Raw genomic sequence first — 20,641 nt, forward strand, 5'->3', positions numbered from 1 at the left:
AATGGTATTAATAAAAATTCATTTAGCTAAATTCGTTTTTTAAAATTTGTTCATATTCCTTTGAAGTTTTAATTTGAACGGTAATTGCTCCTTTTTGATAATAACTTTTAATGATAAGTGGAATCCCTGTAGTATTTTGAAATTGAAAATCCAGTCCCCCAAAAGAGACGGTAGCGTCCCTTCCCTTCGGTACATAACCAACATCTCTAGAATGGTGGTGGCGTTCAAGGATTTTCATTTCCAATTGGTCGATGGCATTAAATAAAGTAGAAGATGTTTGACATATCCCTCCACCAATTCCCATGACCATTTTCCCTCTTATAATTTCTGGTGCCATTTGATAGCCTGATGCGACATCTCTTGGACCGACGACAGAGTTAAAAGAAAAAATATCACCGTGTCCTAAAATAACATTATTAATTGCCATTGAAGAGAGCTCGATATTTTTACTTCGACCGGAATTATAAGCTTTAAAATAGGTCGTATAAGAAGCGAGTACTACCTCATTTAAATGGGGAACGTCCGATTCACTATAATCACTCTCTGTATAAATGATAGGGACTTCTACAATACCTCCAGAAAATGAAAGGTGTAAAATTTTTTCAATAAGTTCCTTTTCATTAACGGTTGTTAGCGGTCTGCCTTTTATAATGTTCCCTTTTTCATCGATTCGATCTAATATCATCGGCTTATTATAACCGATTTGACTTTGAGTTCCATGGGCAAATTCATGAACCCACCTTTCAATTTCTTTACGGTAGGATTCTAAATTGGTTACGATTTGATAAATATCTGGTGTAAATTTTTTTACTTCGATTTTCGTATCTGGATCAATAACCGTTATTGTCTTTCCATCTGTTAATTCATCTTGAAATAAATCGAATTCATTTGCCTTTAATACTTTCATGTCACTAAAGCAAAACAAAAGTGTAAATAGAATGATTAAACAAACGTTTTGTTTTTTCATATGATAAAACCCAACCTCACCATTATTTAAAATATGTATCTTTATTTATCGTTCCCAAAATAACTTTGAATATGAAATGAAAAAACACCCGATAAATGGATAATGCCATTTATCAGATGTTTTATTACTCAAATACACCGCTTCGGATAATTTCTGTATCTATTTTTACATTTACTTTTAAATTCGGATATATTTCCCTCCATTTTTCTTCTGTAAGTTTGGAGTTTCTTGTAAAGGCATAGAAATGTTCACCAAAACCAAAAATGTCTGAATTTACTTCTTGGCTATATTTAATAATTCTTTCTATTTCTGATTCGATTTTTTTATTAATTTCCTTTTCAATTTTTTCTGTAATTTTTTTATCACTGATCGCCAAACTGGAGTGAATTTCCAATAGTCGGCAATCTAACGAAATGCTTAAATCGATTTCATTTTCATTAATTATTTTTAAGTCTCTTTTTGTTTTAATTGCATCGATAGCTATTGGGAGTTCTTCCGGTTGATAATTTGGTGGGTTTTTAGAACTTTCTGCTAATTCTCCAGGTAAAACGAGTTGAAGGGTCCCGTCATTAATATTTTCTCGAATTAATAATACATAAAAGGAATCGGAAGCTGGGAGTGAACCTACCATCTTCCCATCTTTAAATAAAGCAATTCCACTAATATCAATATATTCACCAGATTTTTTTACTTTTGGTAAGGCAAAGTCACGAAATGAAGCATATATATCTCGTACTACTTCGTGTAAAGTGGAAGAAATCATTTGTTGTTGATTAATATTATGATCAATTAAATTAAATATATGTTGCCCTACATCTGCAATGTTTGGATATTGTCCTTCCAATAAAGTTTTTGATTTACCATCTACAACCGCTAAATAAATACTTGTAGTGATTTCGGAATTCATGGCAAAGGTATGAATCGCTTCCTCAATGCCTTCCTTTGCTAAATCATCACCAAACAAAGTAACCCGCAGTTGTCCTGCCATTAGCTTTTTTGCTGATTGTAAATCAGTCATAACCCTTGTTCCTTTACTCGTTTCGGCTGTTTCCGAATGTATTTCGATACTACTTTCAAATTCTGGATTAATTTGACGAACAACTGAGGTTGCCGTCACATCACCATCTTCGACGTCATAACCAATAAGTGTTACTAAACTAATTCTTTCAAGAACTCGGTACTCAGTACAAGCAGTAAGAATTAAGCATGCAATGACGAACAGTAAAAACCATTTCTTCTTTTTCAATTCGGTCGCTTCCTTTTTAAGAAACTATTTCGTATTAATGCCATCAAATAAATGAACAAAGGGTAAACAAATACAATAATAAACCCAAATTTCGAAAAAATATTGTTGATCTCATTTATTTGATTACGGGACTTAATAAATACAGTGAGAATTAAAATAATGATTGAAAAAATCCATATGAATTTTTTCGAACTAATGTTCACCATACGAATAACGCCACGGTGTGCAGACCATGCAAATAGACATAAATTAGGCAATATGATAATCATCCATAAACAAATCGTGATAATCTCGACCCTTTCGATAAAGGGGAATTTTATAATACTAAATAAATTTAATGTAGCCCAAATTGTTTTTTCCAATTGGGGGCCACTAAAATAAGTAAGGGAGATTAACATAATGGAAAGATAAAGAAGTAATGTCGCAAATAAACCAAGATGAACATACCTTTGGACTTTGTTTTTTTCTTTCACATAGGGATAAACAATATTAATAATTTCAAATCCAATAATCGTAAAGGTCATCGCGTACGCCCCTTTAATAATGTCCTTTAGATGATTATCAAATAATGGAAGAAGTTGACTAATTTCAGAATACTCCATCGGGATAAATAGGATGGAAGGTACCCATAACGTACAGATGAAACTAAAAAAACAGATTCCTACTAACACTCGAAAACCACCGTTAAAAGCATAAATAACAATCATAAGTAGTGAAGCACCTAAAAAAGTCGCTGATAAGTTGGGAAATATCCAAACATTAATCACTTCAATGTAATTTTTCAAAACAACTAAAAAGGCGAAACTGGAGTAGAAAATATAAATAAGATTAAAAAAATTCCCTATAAATTTTCCAAAGACTTCCTGATGGATCCCGTATAAGTCATTCGACGGAAACATTTCAAGAGTTTTAATCATGATGAATACTATAAAATGGGCAAAAATAAAACTAATGATGACGGATATCCAAGCATCCTGCTTTGCATCTTGGTAAATCAGTCTTTGAAATCCGTGAATTCCAACCCCAATTTGACAGGCATTGATAATAAAAAAGAGAAGGGGTGCATTAATTAATTCACTTTCACTTATCGAAAGAGTTTTTTTCACTCTATCACCTTCTCTTTGTTTTCAGGGGTTAAATTTGAATTTTGACTTTGTTTTTTTGTATTCTTCTTTTTTTTGTTTTTTTCAATCTCTTTCCGACTTCTAGAATTCACCGAGTGACGACTGATAAAGGGCAAAGGCAATCGAACAATACTATCCGGCCAATCCTTTAATCTAGGCGGATAAAATGGTGCTAAGTAAGGTGCTCCTAGGCTTGATTGTTTTAATAAATGGATGAGTAAAAAACAGAACGCAAGCATAATTCCGTAATATCCCCAAAAACCTGCCAACACAATGATTGGGAATCGTATAATTCGAATTACGTTACCCATCATATAGTTTGGCGTTGTAAAGGAAGCTAAAGCTCCTAGTGCTACAAAAATAATTAAAATATTACTTGTAATACCGGCTTGAACTGCTGCTGTTCCAATAACAATACCGCCTACGATACCGATTGTTTGTCCGACTTTAGTTGGAAGTCGAGCTCCAGCTTCCCTTAATAGTTCTATAACTAATTCTAAAAATAGTGCTTCTATAATGGGCGGAAACGGAACAATTGCCCTCGATTCACTTAAAGGAACTAACATTGGTTGTGGTATAACTTCATAATGAAATGTTAAAGAAGCCACATAAATGGGTGTGAAAAAAATCGAAACGATGATAGCGGCAAATCTGAGTAATCGTATAAAGGAAGCGATTGGCCAACGTAAGTTTTGGTCTTCCCTACTTTGGAAAAATTCTAAAAAGCTAAATGGACAAATAATTCCCATGGAACTCCCGTTTACAATAATTCCAACTTTCCCTGTTAATAAGCCATCACAAAAACGGTCAGGGCGTTCAGTTAAAAGGGTTTGTGGAAAGATAGAGCTGGAACTGTCATCGATTAATTCCGCTAATATCGCACTATCAATTAAATCCACAATATCAAGATCTTTAATTCTTTGACGAACCGTATTGACATGTTTTTCATCTACAATGCCATGAATGTATAGAACAGAAACAGAAGTTCTTGTTTCTTTTCCAAGGGTAAAGTGCTCATTACATAAATTTGGATTTGTAATAAATCTTCGAATTAGCGTTATATTTGTATTAAGACTCTCATTAAAACCGACTTGTGTCCCAATTACTTGTGATTCATTTTCTGGGGCTTCTAAACCACGCTTTTCGTAAGAAGGAATTTTGGCAAGGACAACTTGCGGATGTCCATTTATATGAATTAAAACACCACCGATTAACATTTCATCGATACATTGGATCATTTCGTCAAATACGTTTACCTCTGGAATCGAAATTCTTTCTCGAAGGGTACTGGGTGTTTCATCCGTTGTATCTTCAAATCGCGCTAGAATATTGTCATCTAATGATTGAGTTTCAATTAACCCATCGATAAATGCAATGGTAATATTGTTTGTGACAAACCGAATAACTAAATCAGCAGGTGAATGAATAATTTTTTTTAATTCATTGATAAAATCATTTTTTAACGGTGGAACAGGAATCTTTGGTGGATTATATTCAGGTTTTTCTTCATTTGGTAGGATTTTTTGCTGTATCTTTTTAAACATAACATTCTCTCCAATTTCTATCTTATAAATAGAATTGTCCTTAAAGTGTTAAAATATACTATTTTTCCTTTATTCCACCGTAATTAAAAAACAACCTTTTCGTGTTTTGTACGAAAAGGTTGCTTCGTTTTTTTTATTAAATTTTAAATGTTTTTACTATGTTTTTTAATTCTTCTGCCATAGAGGCTAAGCTTTCAGCAGATGCAGCAATTTCCTCCATAGAACTGTTTTGTTGTTCCGATGCAGAGGCGATTTCCTGTGTATTACTTGATGCCTCCATTGAAATTTCAGAAATATGTTTTATATCTTTGACCATTTTTTCTGAGACGCTTTTAATTTGTTCGCTTTCTTCCAATATTTCTTTCATATGGTCGGATACTTTATGAACCGATTGAGCAATATGTTCAAATTCAATTCCAGCTCGTTCAACTTGCTTCTTACCATCTTTTACAGCGATATTCCCTTCATTCATAGCTGAAATCGAAAGTGCGATTTCTTGTTGAATTTCTTTAATCAATTGGCTAATTTGTCCGGATGCTTGACTAGATTGTTCCGCCAATTTTCGAACCTCGTCTGCCACAACAGAAAAACCTTTTCCATATTCCCCTGCCCTTGCAGCCTCAATAGCTGCATTTAAAGCAAGTAAATTCGTTTGATCTGCTATACCAGTTATAACTGAAATAATATCGTTGATTTCGGATGATTTTTTTCCTAAACCATTGATTGTTGTTGAAGCTGTATTTGTTTTATTTTCAATTGTTGTCATATGGCTAACCGTATTCGCAATTACATTTGTACCCGAATTTGCAGCAGAAACTGCTTCATTTGAAAGTGCATTTGTTCGTTGAATATTATCGGTAATCGTTAAAATACCGTTTGAAATATTCGTCACAACGGATTTTGCATCTTCAGTGAAATTAGCTTGTGTTTCGGTAGTCGATGCAATCGTTTGAATAGAAGCTGCAATTTGTTCAGTTGCTCGAACGGTTTCCTCCGAACTAGCAGATAATTCCTCGGATGATGAAAGAACTTTATTGGAAGCAATATTTATTTCAGAAACTAAATGTTTAATATTTTGAATCATTACGTTAAAGTTATTGGCAAGTTGACCAAATTCATCACGCCTTTTTAAATCCACCTCTTGGACAGTTAAATCTCCAGAAGCAACCTTATCCATTCGAGAAGCAATTGTCAGGATAGGCTTCGTAATGCTTCTTACAATCAGAATGGAAATGAGAATAATGATTATGGCAGCTGCTCCAATCATCAATAAGCTAACGTTTTTTACAGAATTAGAAACGGCTAAAACTTTATTTTCTGGTGTATAAATTGTTAATCCATAGCCAGTAGTCTTGATTGGTGCATATGTACCAATAAATTGTTCACCGTCATAGGAAAAACTCGATATCCCTGTATCCGACCTACTGTTTTCTAAAATATTATTAAAGCCATCCACTTTTAGTTCTTTTATATTCTTACCGACAAAATCCTTTTCTGGAGAAACTTGTATAAATCCTTGTTGATCTACTAAGGTAATCATATTGGATGTTTCTTCATTGTTTAAGTATGTATCTACTAATAAGTCAAAGTTTGCTGAACCGGCTAATATACCAACAATGACTCCTCGATCATCTTTAATCGGAGTTGCAGAAACTACAATTCGATTCCCTGTCACTTTTGATGTCAATACTTCTGAATAAACCGATTTTCCACCAAATGCAGTAGGTACATAGCTACGATCGCTATAATCTTGACCGATACTATCTTTCATTGTATGGGCAATCACAGTACCATCTCGATTTATGACATACATCGTTTCAAAAATATCAGAACGATCTTCTAAAAACGTAATATAGGGAATGAGTCGTTCCGGATCCATTGACTTCATAACATCAGTAGAAGCTGCAATCTCCATTTCTGACATTTGGGACTTAAACCAATCATCAATGAATTGAGCTTTATTTAATACAAGATTGTGCATAGCATCTTTTTCTTCATCGATGAGAATTGAACTATTGTTGCTTTGTATAAAGAAAGCAACTGCTAATAAAGGAACAATCGATATCAGTAAAAATGCACTAATAAATTTAATACGTATACTCGCTGTACCTTTTCTTAGTTTTTTCTTTTTTTTCAAAGCTTTTCCCCCTTTGTGATCATCATGATTTATTAGATAACCTGTATGAATAGGAAAAAATATTTGGAAACCCATCCTTTCTCCTACTAATTATCCAAATACATTATATAATGAAAATAGTAGGAATTAAAGATATTATTAGAGCATTCATACTAAATCGAAAATTAAAATGAATGGAAAATGAAGGACTATAGTTCTAACCCAATAAAAATAGACACTAAATTATAGTAGTGTCTATCGATTTCATTTTTTAGTTTTTTAAAAGATCAGCATACTTTTCTGAAGTGGTAAGCTTTATCGTAATAGAATCTTTAGTAGTAGTAGCTTGAATCATAAAGGGAACTCCCGTTGTATTTTGGAAGCGAAAATCTAATGAATCGTACGACACGGTCGCATCCCTTCCTTTAGGAACATACCCAATATCAATTGAATGATGATGTCGTTCAACGTAATGTACCCCCAATTGATCCACCGCATTAAAAAGTGTTGAAGAGGTTTGGCAAATACCTCCCCCAATCCCCATCTCAAACTCACCGTTAACAATTTCTAATGCTGGTTGATAGCCTGTTTCCTTTGTTCTAGGGCCAACGGTTATGTTGAAGGAAAAAATATCTTCTACTCCGACAATTACATGAGATATCGCATTCGCTGAAAGTTTGATGTTAGATGATCGTCCTACATCAGATGAATTAAAATAAGTCGTATAAGAAGCAATCACAACGTTATCTAAATCCGCGATTTCGGTTTGACTATAACCTGATTCGGTAATATAAATTGGAAGTTCAACATTCCCACCTGTATTAGATGCAGCTAATATTTTTTCCACAAGTTCCTTTTCCTTTAAAATGACTTGTGGTTTTCCTTTCACGAGTTCCCCATTTTCATTCAATTTATCCAGTACCATTCTTTGGTCATATCCTCGTTTATTGTCGGTACCACGAGCTAATTCCTTTGCTAACTGTTCAATTTCCTTTTTATATCTTTCGGAATTTTTATTTGTATTATATCCGAGTTCTTTAGGTGTAAAAGAATAAATGATTTCCTTTGATGATGGGTCGACTAACTGAATTGTAGAAGTTCCTTTTTCTATTATCTCTTCAGCAGCATCTCCCTGTTCCTTTTCCCTTTCCAACTCTTCTATTTCTTGTTCTAGTTCAACGATTCGTTCTTTTAACTGTTCCTTACTCGTAAAAGTTTCACTACATCCAACTAAAGCAAGGGAACATATAATAACCATTATAAATAATCTTTTCACACCCATCCCCTTCATTACACCGAAATATCTCCCTAGTGTATTCATGAAGGCATCCGTAGGTTATTCATATAACTAAAAAAGTAGCACGAATCCTCATTCCAGGTTTCGTACTACTCCAATTAATCACTATTTAAAAATTCAGCAGTAATATCATAACCGCGCATATAGTCAGGTGAACCTGGGAAGCTTTGCATAAATCCGTGTATATTTCCGTCAAATCGAACGAGTCTTACTTGAACGCCCGCTTCTTTGAGCTTATCTGCATATAATTCCCCTTCATCACAAAGGGGGTCATATTCTGCAGTAAAGATTAACGTTTTCGGCATTTGAGCTAAATATTTTTTTTCTACAAAAATAGGCGAATCCCAAGGAATATCGGATTGTTGATGTTGTATGAAATGGGCATTGCTTTTCGTAATATCCACTCCGTATTTTCCATTATACAGTTCCCTTGATTGATATTCGCTTCCTTTTATTTGAATGTCAAGATCGGTAATTGGATATTGCAGTACTTGTTTCGCAAGTTGAAATTCTCCTGTAATGATCGATTTTAAAGCGACCATCGTAGCAAGGTTAGCTCCCGCACTAGGACCTCCAACCACAATATCGTTGGACCGTCCTGCAAAATCTTCTGCATGGTTTACAACCCATTTCGTTGCAACATAACAATCTTGAAAAGCAGCAGGTGCGGGGTATTCTGGAGAAAAACGATAATCAATAACGATGACTTTGTATCCGGAAAGGGATGATAACAATCGACAAGACGTATCATAGCTATTTATATCACCATTAATAAATCCACCTCCCGGAAAAAATAAGAAAAGTGGATAATAATCATCTTCTTCATCTGGCGTATATATTCGAATTGGAATGTGATTGGCCATCGCTTGAATAAAAGATTCTTCCACTTTCAATACGCTTGGTTTTCTTTCGTTAGACTTAATTTGAATACCCTTTTGTCTTGCTTCTGGATGTTGCTGGAAATATTGTTCAATATAATGATGTAACGGCATAATTTAACTCCCTTCAGCTTTTTCCTATGTATTTTTATAACCAGATAAGTTTAAATTACTTCTTACGATGGTATTCAGAAATTTGTATGACACGGACATTTTTTGTATTTAATTCATGATAAATGCCTCTACTATCAGTAAAGGAAATATATTGATCCCGTTCACTTTGGATGAGTTGTTCGGCCATTTCTTGGGATTCCACATGTATAAATCTTCTAATATAATGTTGTTCATCAAAAAAATATGTCACTTTAAATTCCTTCATCTTAACCACCTTCATCATTTCTTATTCATTATGTTATCCAATGATGAGATCTCTACACATAGAAAAACCAAGTTCAAAAGAATCACTTCTTTTGGACTTGGTTGTATTTGTTTATTTCGATGCATATTCAATAAATTGGAGATTAGTTACGTATTGAGACATATGGGTTTTTATTTCATCATAAATCATTTTCGCATTCGGCAATTGCTCTTCTGTTACTAAATATAATGGTATAATCTCATAATTCCTCCAGTTTTGAAACTTAACATAAGTAGGCAGCAATTTAGGATGATTGATTTCAACAGTTGTATTTGGTTTTCCCTCTTTATCATAAGTAATTGTTTTCTTCACATCTAATTCGAGTAAAGCACCAATTTGTCGATAAAGTTCGTCTTGAGAAGATAAAAAGTTGCCTAGAGAATGAATGGCAAACGTTTGATTTCCGGTATTTCCTATGTACCATTTCACCGGTTGTAGTACATGGGAATGATGGAACAAAATAATATGGACACCTAAATCAGCTGCTAACTGGGCTATTTTTTCTTGATCTTCATTTTGATTTCGGCTATATTCATCTCCCATATGTAAATTTAGGACGATAATATCCGAAATTTCCTTTGCTTTTTCTATATCCTTTTTCATTTTTTCTTCATCAATATAATTGACTAAATAGTCTTTTCCTTCAGGTACTTGGAGTCCATTAGTACCATAAGTGTAACCTAAAAAGGAAAATGTAATTTGATTAACCGTTAATGTTTTGATTTGCTCCGCTTCATCATAACTTGTCGAAGCTCCAATATAAGTAATTCCAAGTTTGTTCCAATAATTTGTAGCGTTTTGAATAGCTTCTTCCCCACGATCTAATGTATGATTGTTAGCCATGTTGACTACATCAACACCTACCTCCTTTAAAACATCCCCTATTTCGTATGGACTATTAAATTGTGGGTAGCTTGAAAGCCCAATTTCTTGGCCACCAATAATACTTTCACTATTTGCTATCGTAATATCTGCTTTCTCTAAATATGGTTTTACTTGTGCAAACATGTCAGAAAAATTGTATTGATTATTACCAATGTAGGCTTCTTGGTAAATTGGCTCATGTATTAAAATATCTCCTATTGCGTTAATAGTAGCAGTATAAATTTCAGGTTCTTTTTGAATTGGAGGTGTAACTTGTTCTTGTTTTTCTATAGGTTGTTTCGATATGTTGTTTTCGGCACAAGAAACTAAAAGTAATATGAATATAAATAAAAAATATCTTTTAAAAATAGATGATACCTCCCATTTAAATAGAATACGAAACTTTAACTATAGAATAACCAAATATTATCATTTTTATTTTTTTACAAATATTTGAAGGGTGCTCATGAATTTTGATTCTTTGTTCAGAGTTGGTTGTTTAATTTATTTTCCCTTCCAATGAAGTTGTACGCTCACCCATTAGACGTTTACCTCATATTCTAAGTTAAACGAATTGAGGGGATATGCGAATGAATGTAGAATTGTCCGCACTTCATTGGATTTATGTTGTATTTATCGTATTGATTATCGGATTTATGGTAAAACGTCGCGATACAACGCTAATATGTATTATAGGCATTTTTATTCTTGCGATTGTTGCGACTGGAGATTTTACGGCATCCATTAGTGGTGTTTTTAACAGCTTTATTTTTGCAATACAAGAACTGTTATCGACGATTTTGATTATCTCGATTATCGTCGCAATGAGCAGGGTATTAATGAAAACCGGCATTAACGAAGTGATGGTTGCCCCGTTTACAAAAGTCATTAAAAATCCGACCGTCGGTTTTTGGACGATTGGGATATTAATGATGATCATTTCATGGTTCTTCTGGCCATCCCCAGCTGTTGCACTTCTTGGAGCAGTCTTACTTCCTGTTGCTATACGCGCTGGGTTACCAGCATTAGGAATAGCGGTGGCAATGAATTTATTTGGTCATGGAATTGCCCTTTCCAGTGACTTTATTATCCAAGGTGCTCCGAAATTAACCGCTGATGCAGCAGGAATACCTGTATCCGACGTCGTGTCAGCAAGTATTCCGTTAGTGATCGTCATGGGGTTAGTAACGACCGTTGTTGCCTTTATAATGTTGCGTCGGGATATGAAGCGCGGAAAAATTGAAATGGTTGGTACATTTGATAAGGAAAAACAGGATGAAAAAGTGAATGAAAATTTATTAACGATTGGACAACGAAAATTTTTTGCTTTATTAATCCCACTTGCTTTCATATTAGATGTCGTGGCAATGTCCCTTTTTAATCTTTCTGGCGGGGATGCAACAGCACTTATTGGTGGTACGACAGTCTTTATTCTTATATTATTAGCTCTCTTTGCCCATAAAAATGAAGGGTTGGAGAAAACAACGAGCTACTTAATAGAAGGTTTTCAATTTGGTTTTAAAGTATTTGGTCCGGTCATCCCAATTGCGGCTTTCTTCTATTTAGGAGACTCCGGGTTTTTAACGATTATTGGCGAGTATTTACCAAATGATTCCCAAGGGATTGTAAATGATTTAGGTATTGCCCTAGCTTCAGTTGTCCCGTTAACAGGAGAAATAGCAGCCGTAACACTAACAGCAGTAGGTGCGATTACCGGATTAGACGGTTCTGGTTTTTCAGGAATAACGTTGGCAGGTTCAATCGGTAGTTTATTTGGCACTGCCATTGGTGATGGCACTGCTACATTAACTGCTTTAGGTCAAATAGCTGCTATTTTTGTAGGCGGTGGTACCCTTGTACCTTGGGCTTTAATTCCAGCTGCTGCAATATGTAATGTAAGTCCCTTTGAACTTGCCCGAAGAAATCTTATTCCTGTTATTGTCGGATTAGTAGTAACAACAATTGTAGCGATGTTTTTAATTTAAATAAAAAGGTGGGCCTCTTTTATAAAAGCCCACCTTTAAATTGTTTTCCCTTTTTAATTACGTACTAATTTCACGAGTTCGTTTCATTGTAAGTAAAATGAAAATGCCTACTAATAATATACCCGCTAAAAGGAACATGCCAGAAGTTAAAGTAAACATACCTAGAATCGTCGGACCGACAAAACCTCCTAGAGCAGCGAATGAATTCACTAAAGCGATTCCGACAGGGGCAGTTGATTCCGTAAAGAAAAAGGTTAAGTAGGCAAAGAAACATCCTGTAAATCCATATAAACCGATGGATGTAAGGGATAATAAAATAACCATAGGTGTCACGGATGTGACGATGGCACAGCCGATAAATCCAACCATAGCAATGATTAAACAGATAATTAAATGCTTTTTTAAATTTCCTGTTCGATCTGCATTCCAACCAACAAATAATGCAGAAGGAATTGCGACTAATGAAGGTAACATGGATAACCAACCGATTTCTAAATTAGTAGTATGCACTTCTGATAATGATTTAATGATAGTAGGAATCCAAAAAGATAAGCCATAAATGGCTGTATAGGCTGCAAAGTAAAAGGCAGATAGTTTCCAAACAGTTAAATCTTTTAGCATTGTCCATTTCGTCGGTTTATTCATTTTACTACTAGCGATTCTTTCGATCTCTAATTGTTGTTCAATCCAATTTTTTTCTTCTTCTGTTAACCACTTAGCTTCACGAGGACGGTTTGTTAAATAAAATAACACTATCACCCCAAGTATTAATGCGGGGATTCCTTCTAAAATAAACATCCAACGCCAGCCTGATAAATTTGCCCATGTTATATGGTCGATAATCCAAGTTGAAACAGGGGCACCGATTAGCCCCCCAATAGGAAGCGTTAAAATTAATACTGCCGTTGCCTTGGAACGTTCCCTTTCTAAAAACCAGTAAGTAAGGTATAGAATGATTCCTGGAAAGAAACCTGCTTCTGCAACGCCTAGTAAAAAGCGAAGAATATAAAGATGGGTAGCATTTTGAATAAATCCAGTTAAAATGACGATGATGCCCCAAGAAATCATAATACGAGCAATCCAAACACGGGCACCAACTTTATGCATAATCATATTACTTGGCACTTCAAAGAAAAAGTAACCGATAAAGAAAATACCTGAAAGAAGGCCAAACACTTCAGCTGTTAATGCTAATTCCGCATTCATTTCCAATGCGGCAAATCCCATATTGACACGATCCAAATAAGCGACGATATATAAGAGTAATATAAAAGGTAAAATTCTTATGTTGCGCTTCCGTGTAATGGATTTAATAATAGCATCATTTGTCAATTAGTTCCCTCCATTTTAATGTGATGCCAATCTTTTCACTTAATTTTTCAATGGGCATATCAATAAATATTTCATTGACGAAGACTTCACCATTTTCAAAGGAAAAAACAGCGTAATCAGTAACAAGCAGATCAATGGTTCGTATTCCGCTAATCGGATAAGTTAATGTATTAACAAGCTTGGAATTACCATCTTTCGTAAACAACGTTGCTGCTCCAATTACTTTTTTAGCGCCAATTACTAAATCCATAGCGCCTCCTACACCAAGGATGGGCTGGTTCGGTACTGCCCAATTCGCAATTTGACCAGTAGTGTCAACTTGTAAAATTCCTAAAACCGCAACGTCCACATGTCCGCCACGAATCATAGCGAAGGAATCAGCACTGTTAAAAAAAGAAGCACCTTTTGCAATCGTTACAGGTTCTTTGCTCGCATTAATTAAATCGATGTCTAATTGATCAATAGTTGGTGGTGGCCCAATTCCTAATAGACCATTTTCAGCTTGTAAATAGACTTCTTTCTTTTCGATAAAAGCGTTGACTAATGTTGGAATACCAACTCCTAAGTTGACAACTTGCCCATCTTCTAATTCTTGTGCAATACGTTTTGCGATTTTGTAACGTACATCATTGTTTGACATATTGATTTCCTTCCTTCTTGTAAGCGGTTTGGATAATATAATCAACGTATACATGGGGTGTAACAATCTGTTCCGGATCAATTTCACCTATTTCTACAATTTCATCGACTTCTGCTATGACAATATTTGCTGCAGTAGCCATCATAGGGTTAAAGTTTCGGGCTGTCATATGATAAACGAGGTTGCCTAATTTGTCTGCTTTTTTGGCACGGATAATCGCGATATCACCCTTTATTGCTTTTTCAAAAATATAACGTTCCCCATCAATAACTCGCTCTTCTTTTCCCTTTGCTAATTCTGTTCCAACCCCTGTTTTCGTATAAAATCCACCAATCCCTGCCCCACCACAACGAATGGCTTCTGCTAAAGTTCCTTGAGGTAACAAGTCGATAGCTAATTCCCCTTTTGACCAAGCAACTACTGCCTCACGATTGATCGTAAAAAAGGATCCAATTGCCTTTTCAATTTGGCCTCGAATAAATAGTTGGTGAAGCCCCATTCCATAGTCCCCTAAATTATTGCTGACAACATGTAATCCTTTTACCTTTGATTCTGCAATCATATCGATAATCGTTAAAGGAGTGCCGGAAATACCAAATCCGCCTGCTAAAATTTTTTGACCGTCTTTAAATAGCGAGATTAAATGACGTGGATCTACTAAAACTTTTTTGTTTCATCGTTTCCCCTCTTCCACTCGTAAAATAATAATTAACATATGAAAAGAGCCGACTGAGACAATCGGCTAATCGGTTAATAAAATTAAGGAAAATTGCTTTTCTTAATAGATGGGCTTGTCCTATTAATTTATAACGGGTCACATTCCCTATTTCATCGGTTATAATGAGTATTGATCAAATGTTTTAATAATTCTGAGTCACGTTGAAGGACAAATTCGTCAAATCCTTTGTTCGGATATTCAAAAAATCCTTTTCCCCTTTTAACACCTAGCGCGTTATTTTCCACTAAATCTTTTATAATGGTAAATTCCCTTACTTTAGATTCGATTTCTTTTTGCAGGTTTTGTAACACTGATGACCAAACGTCTAATCCACCAAAATCGATAATTTTTAGTAGTCCACTTGCAGCAAACCGAAAACCTGGACCATCATATAAAGTTTTCTCTAAATCTTCCTTTGACAGGACACCATCTTCTAACAGGGATAACGCTTCACGAGCTAGAGCGACTTGCATTCGATTGGCAGCTAGACCAGGTACTTCGCACTTGATGATAATAGGTGTTTTATTGATGGATTCAAAAAATGTTTTCATGTCATTTACGACCTGTGTGGACGTTTCTTCTAATGGGAGTAGTTCTACTAATGGGACAATCTGTGCTGGGTTAAAGAAATGGGTTAACAATAATCGGTTACGATGTTTTTCTACGTATATGGCGATATCGGATAATTTCAAACTGGAAGTATTTGAAGCTAATATAGCTTCTTCTTTTGCGATACTATCTAATTGTTTAAATAATTCTTGTTTTAATGATAGATTTTCTGATGCACTTTCAATAATTACATCCGCATCTTTTAGATGATTTAGTTCAGTAGAAAAGGATAAGAAAGATGTCGTTTCCTTTTCGCTAAATGGAAGAGGAAATCCATTTTCTTTAAAAAGTCGATAATAGGTTTTCAATTTTTCTTTTGCATTTTCTAATTCTATATTTGATATATCAACAACGTGTGTAGGAATACCATGAATAGCGAAATAAAAGGATATTCCAAAACCCATCGTACCTGCACCAATTACACCGATATTCTTCATTCTACAAACCTCCAACGATCTTAATAGAACATAATAGCGACAAGTAGACCAGGGATTGCAGCAATTAAAGGTATAACGACAGAAGTTGCAAAAATATGTTTATAAGCATCTTTATGGGTTAAACCAGCTACAATTAAAGTGGTAATAACAACTCCGTTATGCGGAAGTGCATCTAATCCACCAGAAGCAATTGCGCTAATTCGATGGAAGGCATCAGGATTAACCCCTAATTTTAAATAAAGATCCGTTAAAGTTTCCATCGCAATCGCTAAACCGCCTGAGCTAGAACCAGTAATACCAGCTAATAAGTTAGTGGAAATAAATAAAGAGATTAAAGGATTACCAGGAATATTTGTCACAATATCTTGAAAAACAACAAAACCGGAAGTAGCTGCAATTACTGCCCCATACCCTACATCAGCAGATGTGTTAATAATAGGTAAGACAGCATTTGTTGCGCCAATGTTAACCACCTGTTTTTTCTTGTCAATATACTTCCAAAAGATGATGGCGCTTGCAACAACCGTAATCATTAATGTGTAAAGCACTTCAAGTTTAAATAAATTTAAAAGGATAAGTAATAAAGCTGGTGGAATTAAACTTAACACGATATTTGGTAGTTTTTTATTGGCATACTTATCTTTTGCCAGTTCATTTTCAGCTTCTTCAAGGTTTTTCATATTTAAATAAGTTTCACCGCGTTTTTCGGCCCGTTTTAATGCGAAATTTAAGTACCAGATAAGGATTGGGATAATGACAATAGTTGTAACAATCCCGATTAAAGCACCGGAAGTAACGGTAGTATTTAAATAAGAGATTGGAATAATATTTTGAATAGCGGGCGTTCCAGGTAGCATCGTCATTGTGAAAGTTGCTATTCCTGGGAAGAAGGCAGCAATAAATAAGTGCCATGGAATATCCATTTCTTTAAAAATAGGTTTAGCAATTGGTAAAATTGCAAAGATAACTACGAATAAGCTAACCCCACCGTAAGTTAAAAGAGAGCAAATGAACATAATTGTCACTAAAACTCGTAACTTACTTTTTCGCCCTGACAGTTTAAGTAAATATTCAGCAATTGTTCGAGCTGCACCCGACTCTTCCATAAACTTACCGAACATCGCAGCAAATAAGAAAATTAGGAAGTAATTTTTCACATAATTTGTAAAGCCGCTCATGTAGGCGTTTTGGAAAGTTTCTAATATCGGCATATTATTCATAATCATGACAAATAAACTAACAACAGGTGCAATGATAATAATAGTAAATCCGCGCATTGCCAGAACGACTAATAAAATTAACGAAAGGATAATAATAATTAAACTCCACATAACTATTCACCTCATCTTTCTCAATACACTTGTCTTCAATTCGATAACGTTAAGTTAATTAAATCCAACTCCTTTCCTTCAACTAGGTAATAATTTTGAAAGCGCTTAAAATTTTAATGTGAGAACTTAATCCTTTCATTGATCATTCACAATTAAAGTTCAGTAAGAGAATGGATATACGAATGGAACCTCCCTTTTATTATTTAACTCATAATATTAGACGAGCAGTTGTTATATTCATTCATGAAAAGAATAAAAGGATGTTTGTTATGAAAACAAACATCCTGAATTAAAATTAGTTAATTTTGGGAGCCGTCCACATAACGGCCATGTTTGGGGATAGCGATGACATCGAAATCGATAGCTAACTTCGTTAAATTTTCTGTTAATTCTTGACCTTTCATAGGCATGCCATGACCGGTAATGGCAATTTGAGGTTTTAAATCACTTAATGTTTTCACAGAATCCCAAGCTTGTTGCCAATCGGTCGTAAAATATCGGGGAGGTCCGCTTATTTCTTGATCTTGAACGAGGGTTTTAAATAAGGATTCCTGTTTCACTGTGACAAATGCATCACCAGCAATTAATGCACCATCAGATTGTCGATAAAACGATACATGCCCTGGTGAATGGCCAGGTGTATGAATCCATTGCCATTCTAACATGGATGGAACGGTACCATCTGAAGGCAAGGGCTTAACATGGCTTCCTAAATTAATCGGTTCATTAGGGAAATAAGGAGACATTTTTGCAACCAATCCACCCTCTACCGTTGAATCAGGTTCAGGGTAGCTTTTAACCCCTGTTAAATAGGGAATTTCCAGTTCATGGGCATATACGGGTACATCCCAATGTTCAATCAATTCAATAATGGCCCCGACGTGATCAAAATGACCATGAGTTAAAACAATAGCATTTGGACGGGCATCAGCACCAAATCGATTTTCTGCTTCATGAATAATCTTTTCAGCTGACTTAGGCATTCCCGCATCGATTAACGTCCATGCTTGGGAATGGTTTGTGTTACCGACCATACAAAGATTAACGACTTGGATTGTTAAAGAGTAGATATCTGGAGTTACTTCTTGTCCCAATCCACTCATTACAGAAGTTACAGGGATGAATTTATAATCTTCTCCATAATTCATTTGTTCACTCAAAGTTCCACCTTCCTTCTCTACTATTTTTTCTTAAAAATTCTAACCTATTCATTTATGTAAAAGAAAAACCCACTGCTCGGTGGGTTTTAAAATTATTCTGTTAATGGAATTTCTACTTTGGTTGAACCTTCCAAATAGTGAGGATAACTAAAGAAATAAATTTGTACAGGATTAACAGCACCTTTTAAATCGAAATGATAGGAACTTTCTGTAAAACGATTATGATTTTCATAAACGCTAAAACTGTTATGATAAAATTGATTACCTTCAGCATCTATCACGTCACTAAACAGTTGAACATGATGGTCTTCTTTTGATTTATAAGTGACTTCAATGGAGTTTGAATCAAGAATCTTTAAATCGAAATCATCAATTGGCGGGACTTTTACTATTTTTTGACGAAGGAAATCAATTTCAACATAGTCTTCTCCCTTTGGTAAAGCTTCAATTTGATCTAATACTAGGGTTATTTTGTTTGGTTTTCTAAAGTAGTTACTTTGAATAAAGATACTATTGGTTTCTTCTCGAAAACTTCCAAGTCCGACAAGTCCATCTTGAACTTTACCCCACTCTTCGCCCTTTTCATCTAATACTTTCAAATGATCGATTTGTAAAATTTGCATTGTATTTTGGCTGTTCACCTTTAATTTCAATTCTGCTCTTAATGGGGAAATCGTTAATGATTGTACATAGATGGTTTGACCGTCGATCTTTAACGGTTTGTTCACATCGTAAACTTTAGACGGTTGAATTGGTTTTGTTAACGTGAATGGGATCGTGAAAGAAGTTTCCTTTGTATCATCAAATTTCAAATAAATTTCAAAATCCGGCTTGGAATAATCGATTTTCGATGTTGCAATAACTTCAAGTTTTCCTTGAATGGTTTTAGTAGGTTCTGTATAAGGCCAGCCAGAAGTCGAGGAACTATTGATTACTTCCCCATTTTGACTTAATTGAAATTCTTTTGTCTCTAAATTTGAAATATTAAAAGGTGCTTCCAATTCGTAAAAAATAACAATACCTGTTTCATCAGCAATTGTACCGAGAATCGTGAGTGTAATGTTGTTTTTCGTTTGTACAATATTTAGTTCTTCAAAGTATTCGTTATCCACAATATCTTTTAAACCTTTATCTTTTGTTAGCATTTCAACAAGGGGTGCAAAGCCAGGAATTTTAGCAACAGCATTTGCAAAAGCTGGTGAGACACGTATGGAACTAACAAATATAATGACTACAACGGCTATTAAAGCAACTTGTTTGAAGAAGAGACGATTTCGTTTTTGTCTTTTTTTATATTTTGCATATCCGTTATGTCGCATAGAAGCTAATTTTTCTGTAGGTACTACAATATTCGTTAACTCTTCCTTTAACTTGTCGAAATCCTTTTCGTTCATGACTGTCCCCCCTCACTAAATAAAAATCGTAGTTTTTTTAATGCAGTATGTAGCCTCGATTTTACAGTTCCTTCAGAAATGTGCATTTCCTTTGCAATCTCTTTATTTTTTAAATCACAATAATATTTTAAATAAATGAGTTGTTGCTGTTTTGGAGTTAGTTTTGAAATAGCTTCAGAAAGTTCAAGATGATTATCATCATTTTGGAAAGTCCCTTCCGCTACATCGTTTCTTAATTCATAGCGCCTTTTTTTCTTTTGAATATCTGAACATACATTTAATAACACTCGAATGAGCCATGTGTTTAGAAATTCTGCTTGCTTTACTGTATGTATTTTACGAAAACAGCAAAATGTAAATTCTTGGATGGCTTCAAGGGAGTCATGTTCATTTTTTAAATAACTAAAAGCGATTCGGTAATGGGTGCTTTCTTCTTGTTTTAAAATTTGAAGTAAGGCCGTTTCATCTCCAGCGATTGCTTTTTTCGCCAATTCGATTTGTTCCATTCATTTCCCCCCTATACTTATTAGACATTTTGAAACGAGAAATCGTTCACTAAAATGATTGAAAATTTTTCAATT

18 protein-coding genes are annotated in these 20,641 nt (G+C 34.6%); 1 reads left to right on the forward strand and 17 read right to left on the reverse strand.

Going from position 1 to position 20,641, the window contains the following annotated elements; genetic code table 11:
• Positions 1 to 22 precede the first annotated feature (22 nt).
• The 9 genes from MHH69_RS08410 to MHH69_RS08450 form a co-directional block, all read right to left on the reverse strand.
• On the reverse strand, positions 23 to 967 hold the full coding sequence (locus MHH69_RS08410) for a VanW family protein (protein ID WP_241559276.1): 945 nt from the start codon (positions 965 to 967) through the stop codon (positions 23 to 25).
• 124 nt (positions 968 to 1,091) lie between these two features.
• Positions 1,092 to 2,213 (reverse strand): Ger(x)C family spore germination protein, encoded by a 1,122-nt coding sequence (locus MHH69_RS08415; protein WP_341362107.1) that lies wholly within the window; start codon positions 2,211 to 2,213, stop codon positions 1,092 to 1,094.
• Positions 2,210 to 3,319 (reverse strand): GerAB/ArcD/ProY family transporter, encoded by a 1,110-nt coding sequence (locus MHH69_RS08420; protein ID WP_341362108.1) that lies wholly within the window; start codon positions 3,317 to 3,319, stop codon positions 2,210 to 2,212. The genes MHH69_RS08415 and MHH69_RS08420 overlap by 4 nt, the downstream gene beginning before the upstream one ends.
• Positions 3,316 to 4,881 (reverse strand): spore germination protein, encoded by a 1,566-nt coding sequence (locus MHH69_RS08425; RefSeq protein ID WP_341362109.1) that lies wholly within the window; start codon positions 4,879 to 4,881, stop codon positions 3,316 to 3,318. The genes MHH69_RS08420 and MHH69_RS08425 overlap by 4 nt, the downstream gene beginning before the upstream one ends.
• A gap of 136 nt (positions 4,882 to 5,017) precedes the next feature.
• On the reverse strand, positions 5,018 to 7,018 hold the full coding sequence (locus tag MHH69_RS08430) for a methyl-accepting chemotaxis protein (RefSeq protein ID WP_341362110.1): 2,001 nt from the start codon (positions 7,016 to 7,018) through the stop codon (positions 5,018 to 5,020).
• A 250-nt stretch (positions 7,019 to 7,268) separates the two neighbouring features.
• Positions 7,269 to 8,279 (reverse strand): VanW family protein, encoded by a 1,011-nt coding sequence (locus MHH69_RS08435; RefSeq protein ID WP_122971232.1) that lies wholly within the window; start codon positions 8,277 to 8,279, stop codon positions 7,269 to 7,271.
• A 113-nt stretch (positions 8,280 to 8,392) separates the two neighbouring features.
• A complete protein-coding gene (locus tag MHH69_RS08440) occupies positions 8,393 to 9,286 on the reverse strand; it encodes an alpha/beta hydrolase (RefSeq protein ID WP_122971178.1) in 894 nt (297 codons plus the stop codon).
• Positions 9,287 to 9,341: 55 nt separating this feature from the next.
• Entirely contained in the window at positions 9,342 to 9,551 is a 210-nt protein-coding gene (locus MHH69_RS08445) for a hypothetical protein (RefSeq protein WP_122971177.1), read from the reverse strand.
• Between the two features lie 111 nt (positions 9,552 to 9,662).
• Positions 9,663 to 10,850 carry a CapA family protein gene (locus MHH69_RS08450; protein ID WP_341362960.1) on the reverse strand — a complete coding sequence of 396 codons (1,188 nt, stop codon included), beginning with the start codon at positions 10,848 to 10,850 and terminating at the stop codon, positions 9,663 to 9,665.
• Positions 10,851 to 11,044: 194 nt separating this feature from the next.
• Between MHH69_RS08450 and MHH69_RS08455 the strand changes: the two genes are divergently transcribed.
• Positions 11,045 to 12,439 carry a hypothetical protein gene (locus tag MHH69_RS08455; protein WP_341362111.1) on the forward strand — a complete coding sequence of 465 codons (1,395 nt, stop codon included), beginning with the start codon at positions 11,045 to 11,047 and terminating at the stop codon, positions 12,437 to 12,439.
• A gap of 57 nt (positions 12,440 to 12,496) precedes the next feature.
• Here MHH69_RS08455 and MHH69_RS08460 read toward each other — a convergent pair whose 3' ends face one another.
• The 8 genes from MHH69_RS08460 to MHH69_RS08495 all read right to left on the reverse strand — a co-directional run bounded on the left by MHH69_RS08460 (position 12,497) and on the right by MHH69_RS08495 (position 20,566).
• Positions 12,497 to 13,771, reverse strand: coding sequence for an MFS transporter (locus MHH69_RS08460; protein ID WP_341362112.1), 1,275 nt, complete (start codon positions 13,769 to 13,771; stop codon positions 12,497 to 12,499).
• Positions 13,761 to 14,411, reverse strand: a complete 651-nt coding sequence (locus tag MHH69_RS08465) for a 3-oxoacid CoA-transferase subunit B (protein ID WP_122971174.1) — start codon at positions 14,409 to 14,411, stop codon at positions 13,761 to 13,763. The genes MHH69_RS08460 and MHH69_RS08465 overlap by 11 nt, the downstream gene beginning before the upstream one ends.
• The gene (locus MHH69_RS08470; RefSeq protein WP_341362961.1) at positions 14,398 to 15,051 is read right to left on the reverse strand and encodes a CoA transferase subunit A; all 654 of its coding nucleotides are present in this window, start codon (positions 15,049 to 15,051) and stop codon (positions 14,398 to 14,400) included. Before MHH69_RS08470 ends, MHH69_RS08465 begins: the two co-directional genes overlap by 14 nt.
• 188 nt (positions 15,052 to 15,239) lie before the next feature.
• Positions 15,240 to 16,175: a 3-hydroxyacyl-CoA dehydrogenase family protein gene (locus MHH69_RS08475; protein ID WP_341362113.1), complete on the reverse strand. Its 936-nt coding sequence runs from the start codon at positions 16,173 to 16,175 to the stop codon at positions 15,240 to 15,242.
• Between the two features lie 20 nt (positions 16,176 to 16,195).
• On the reverse strand, positions 16,196 to 17,506 hold the full coding sequence (locus MHH69_RS08480) for a GntP family permease (protein WP_122971171.1): 1,311 nt from the start codon (positions 17,504 to 17,506) through the stop codon (positions 16,196 to 16,198).
• Between the two features lie 299 nt (positions 17,507 to 17,805).
• The gene (locus tag MHH69_RS08485) at positions 17,806 to 18,666 is read right to left on the reverse strand and encodes an MBL fold metallo-hydrolase (RefSeq protein ID WP_122971170.1); all 861 of its coding nucleotides are present in this window, start codon (positions 18,664 to 18,666) and stop codon (positions 17,806 to 17,808) included.
• Between the two features lie 92 nt (positions 18,667 to 18,758).
• Positions 18,759 to 20,060 carry a DUF4179 domain-containing protein gene (locus tag MHH69_RS08490; protein ID WP_122971169.1) on the reverse strand — a complete coding sequence of 434 codons (1,302 nt, stop codon included), beginning with the start codon at positions 20,058 to 20,060 and terminating at the stop codon, positions 18,759 to 18,761.
• Positions 20,057 to 20,566, reverse strand: coding sequence for a sigma-70 family RNA polymerase sigma factor (locus MHH69_RS08495; RefSeq protein ID WP_122971168.1), 510 nt, complete (start codon positions 20,564 to 20,566; stop codon positions 20,057 to 20,059). The genes MHH69_RS08490 and MHH69_RS08495 overlap by 4 nt, the downstream gene beginning before the upstream one ends.
• Between the last annotated feature and the right edge of the window lie 75 nt (positions 20,567 to 20,641).

It is taken from the genome of Ureibacillus sp. FSL E2-3493, from assembly GCF_038077515.1.
Classification (GTDB): Bacteria; Bacillota; Bacilli; order Bacillales_A; family Planococcaceae; genus Ureibacillus; species Ureibacillus halotolerans.

Coding starts and splice junctions, on each gene's coding strand:
- MHH69_RS08410 (WP_241559276.1), bottom strand. CDS start 967: ATGAAAAAACAAAACGTTTGTTTAATCATTCTATTTACACTTTTGTTT.
- MHH69_RS08480 (WP_122971171.1), bottom strand. CDS start 17,506: ATGTGGAGTTTAATTATTATTATCCTTTCGTTAATTTTATTAGTCGTT.
- MHH69_RS08455 (WP_341362111.1), top strand. CDS start 11,045: ATGAATGTAGAATTGTCCGCACTTCATTGGATTTATGTTGTATTTATC.
- MHH69_RS08435 (WP_122971232.1), bottom strand. CDS start 8,279: ATGGGTGTGAAAAGATTATTTATAATGGTTATTATATGTTCCCTTGCT.
- MHH69_RS08490 (WP_122971169.1), bottom strand. CDS start 20,060: ATGAACGAAAAGGATTTCGACAAGTTAAAGGAAGAGTTAACGAATATT.
- MHH69_RS08445 (WP_122971177.1), bottom strand. CDS start 9,551: ATGAAGGAATTTAAAGTGACATATTTTTTTGATGAACAACATTATATT.
- MHH69_RS08425 (WP_341362109.1), bottom strand. CDS start 4,881: ATGTTTAAAAAGATACAGCAAAAAATCCTACCAAATGAAGAAAAACCT.
- MHH69_RS08440 (WP_122971178.1), bottom strand. CDS start 9,286: ATGCCGTTACATCATTATATTGAACAATATTTCCAGCAACATCCAGAA.
- MHH69_RS08495 (WP_122971168.1), bottom strand. CDS start 20,566: ATGGAACAAATCGAATTGGCGAAAAAAGCAATCGCTGGAGATGAAACG.
- MHH69_RS08465 (WP_122971174.1), bottom strand. CDS start 14,411: ATGTCAAACAATGATGTACGTTACAAAATCGCAAAACGTATTGCACAA.
- MHH69_RS08475 (WP_341362113.1), bottom strand. CDS start 16,175: ATGAAGAATATCGGTGTAATTGGTGCAGGTACGATGGGTTTTGGAATA.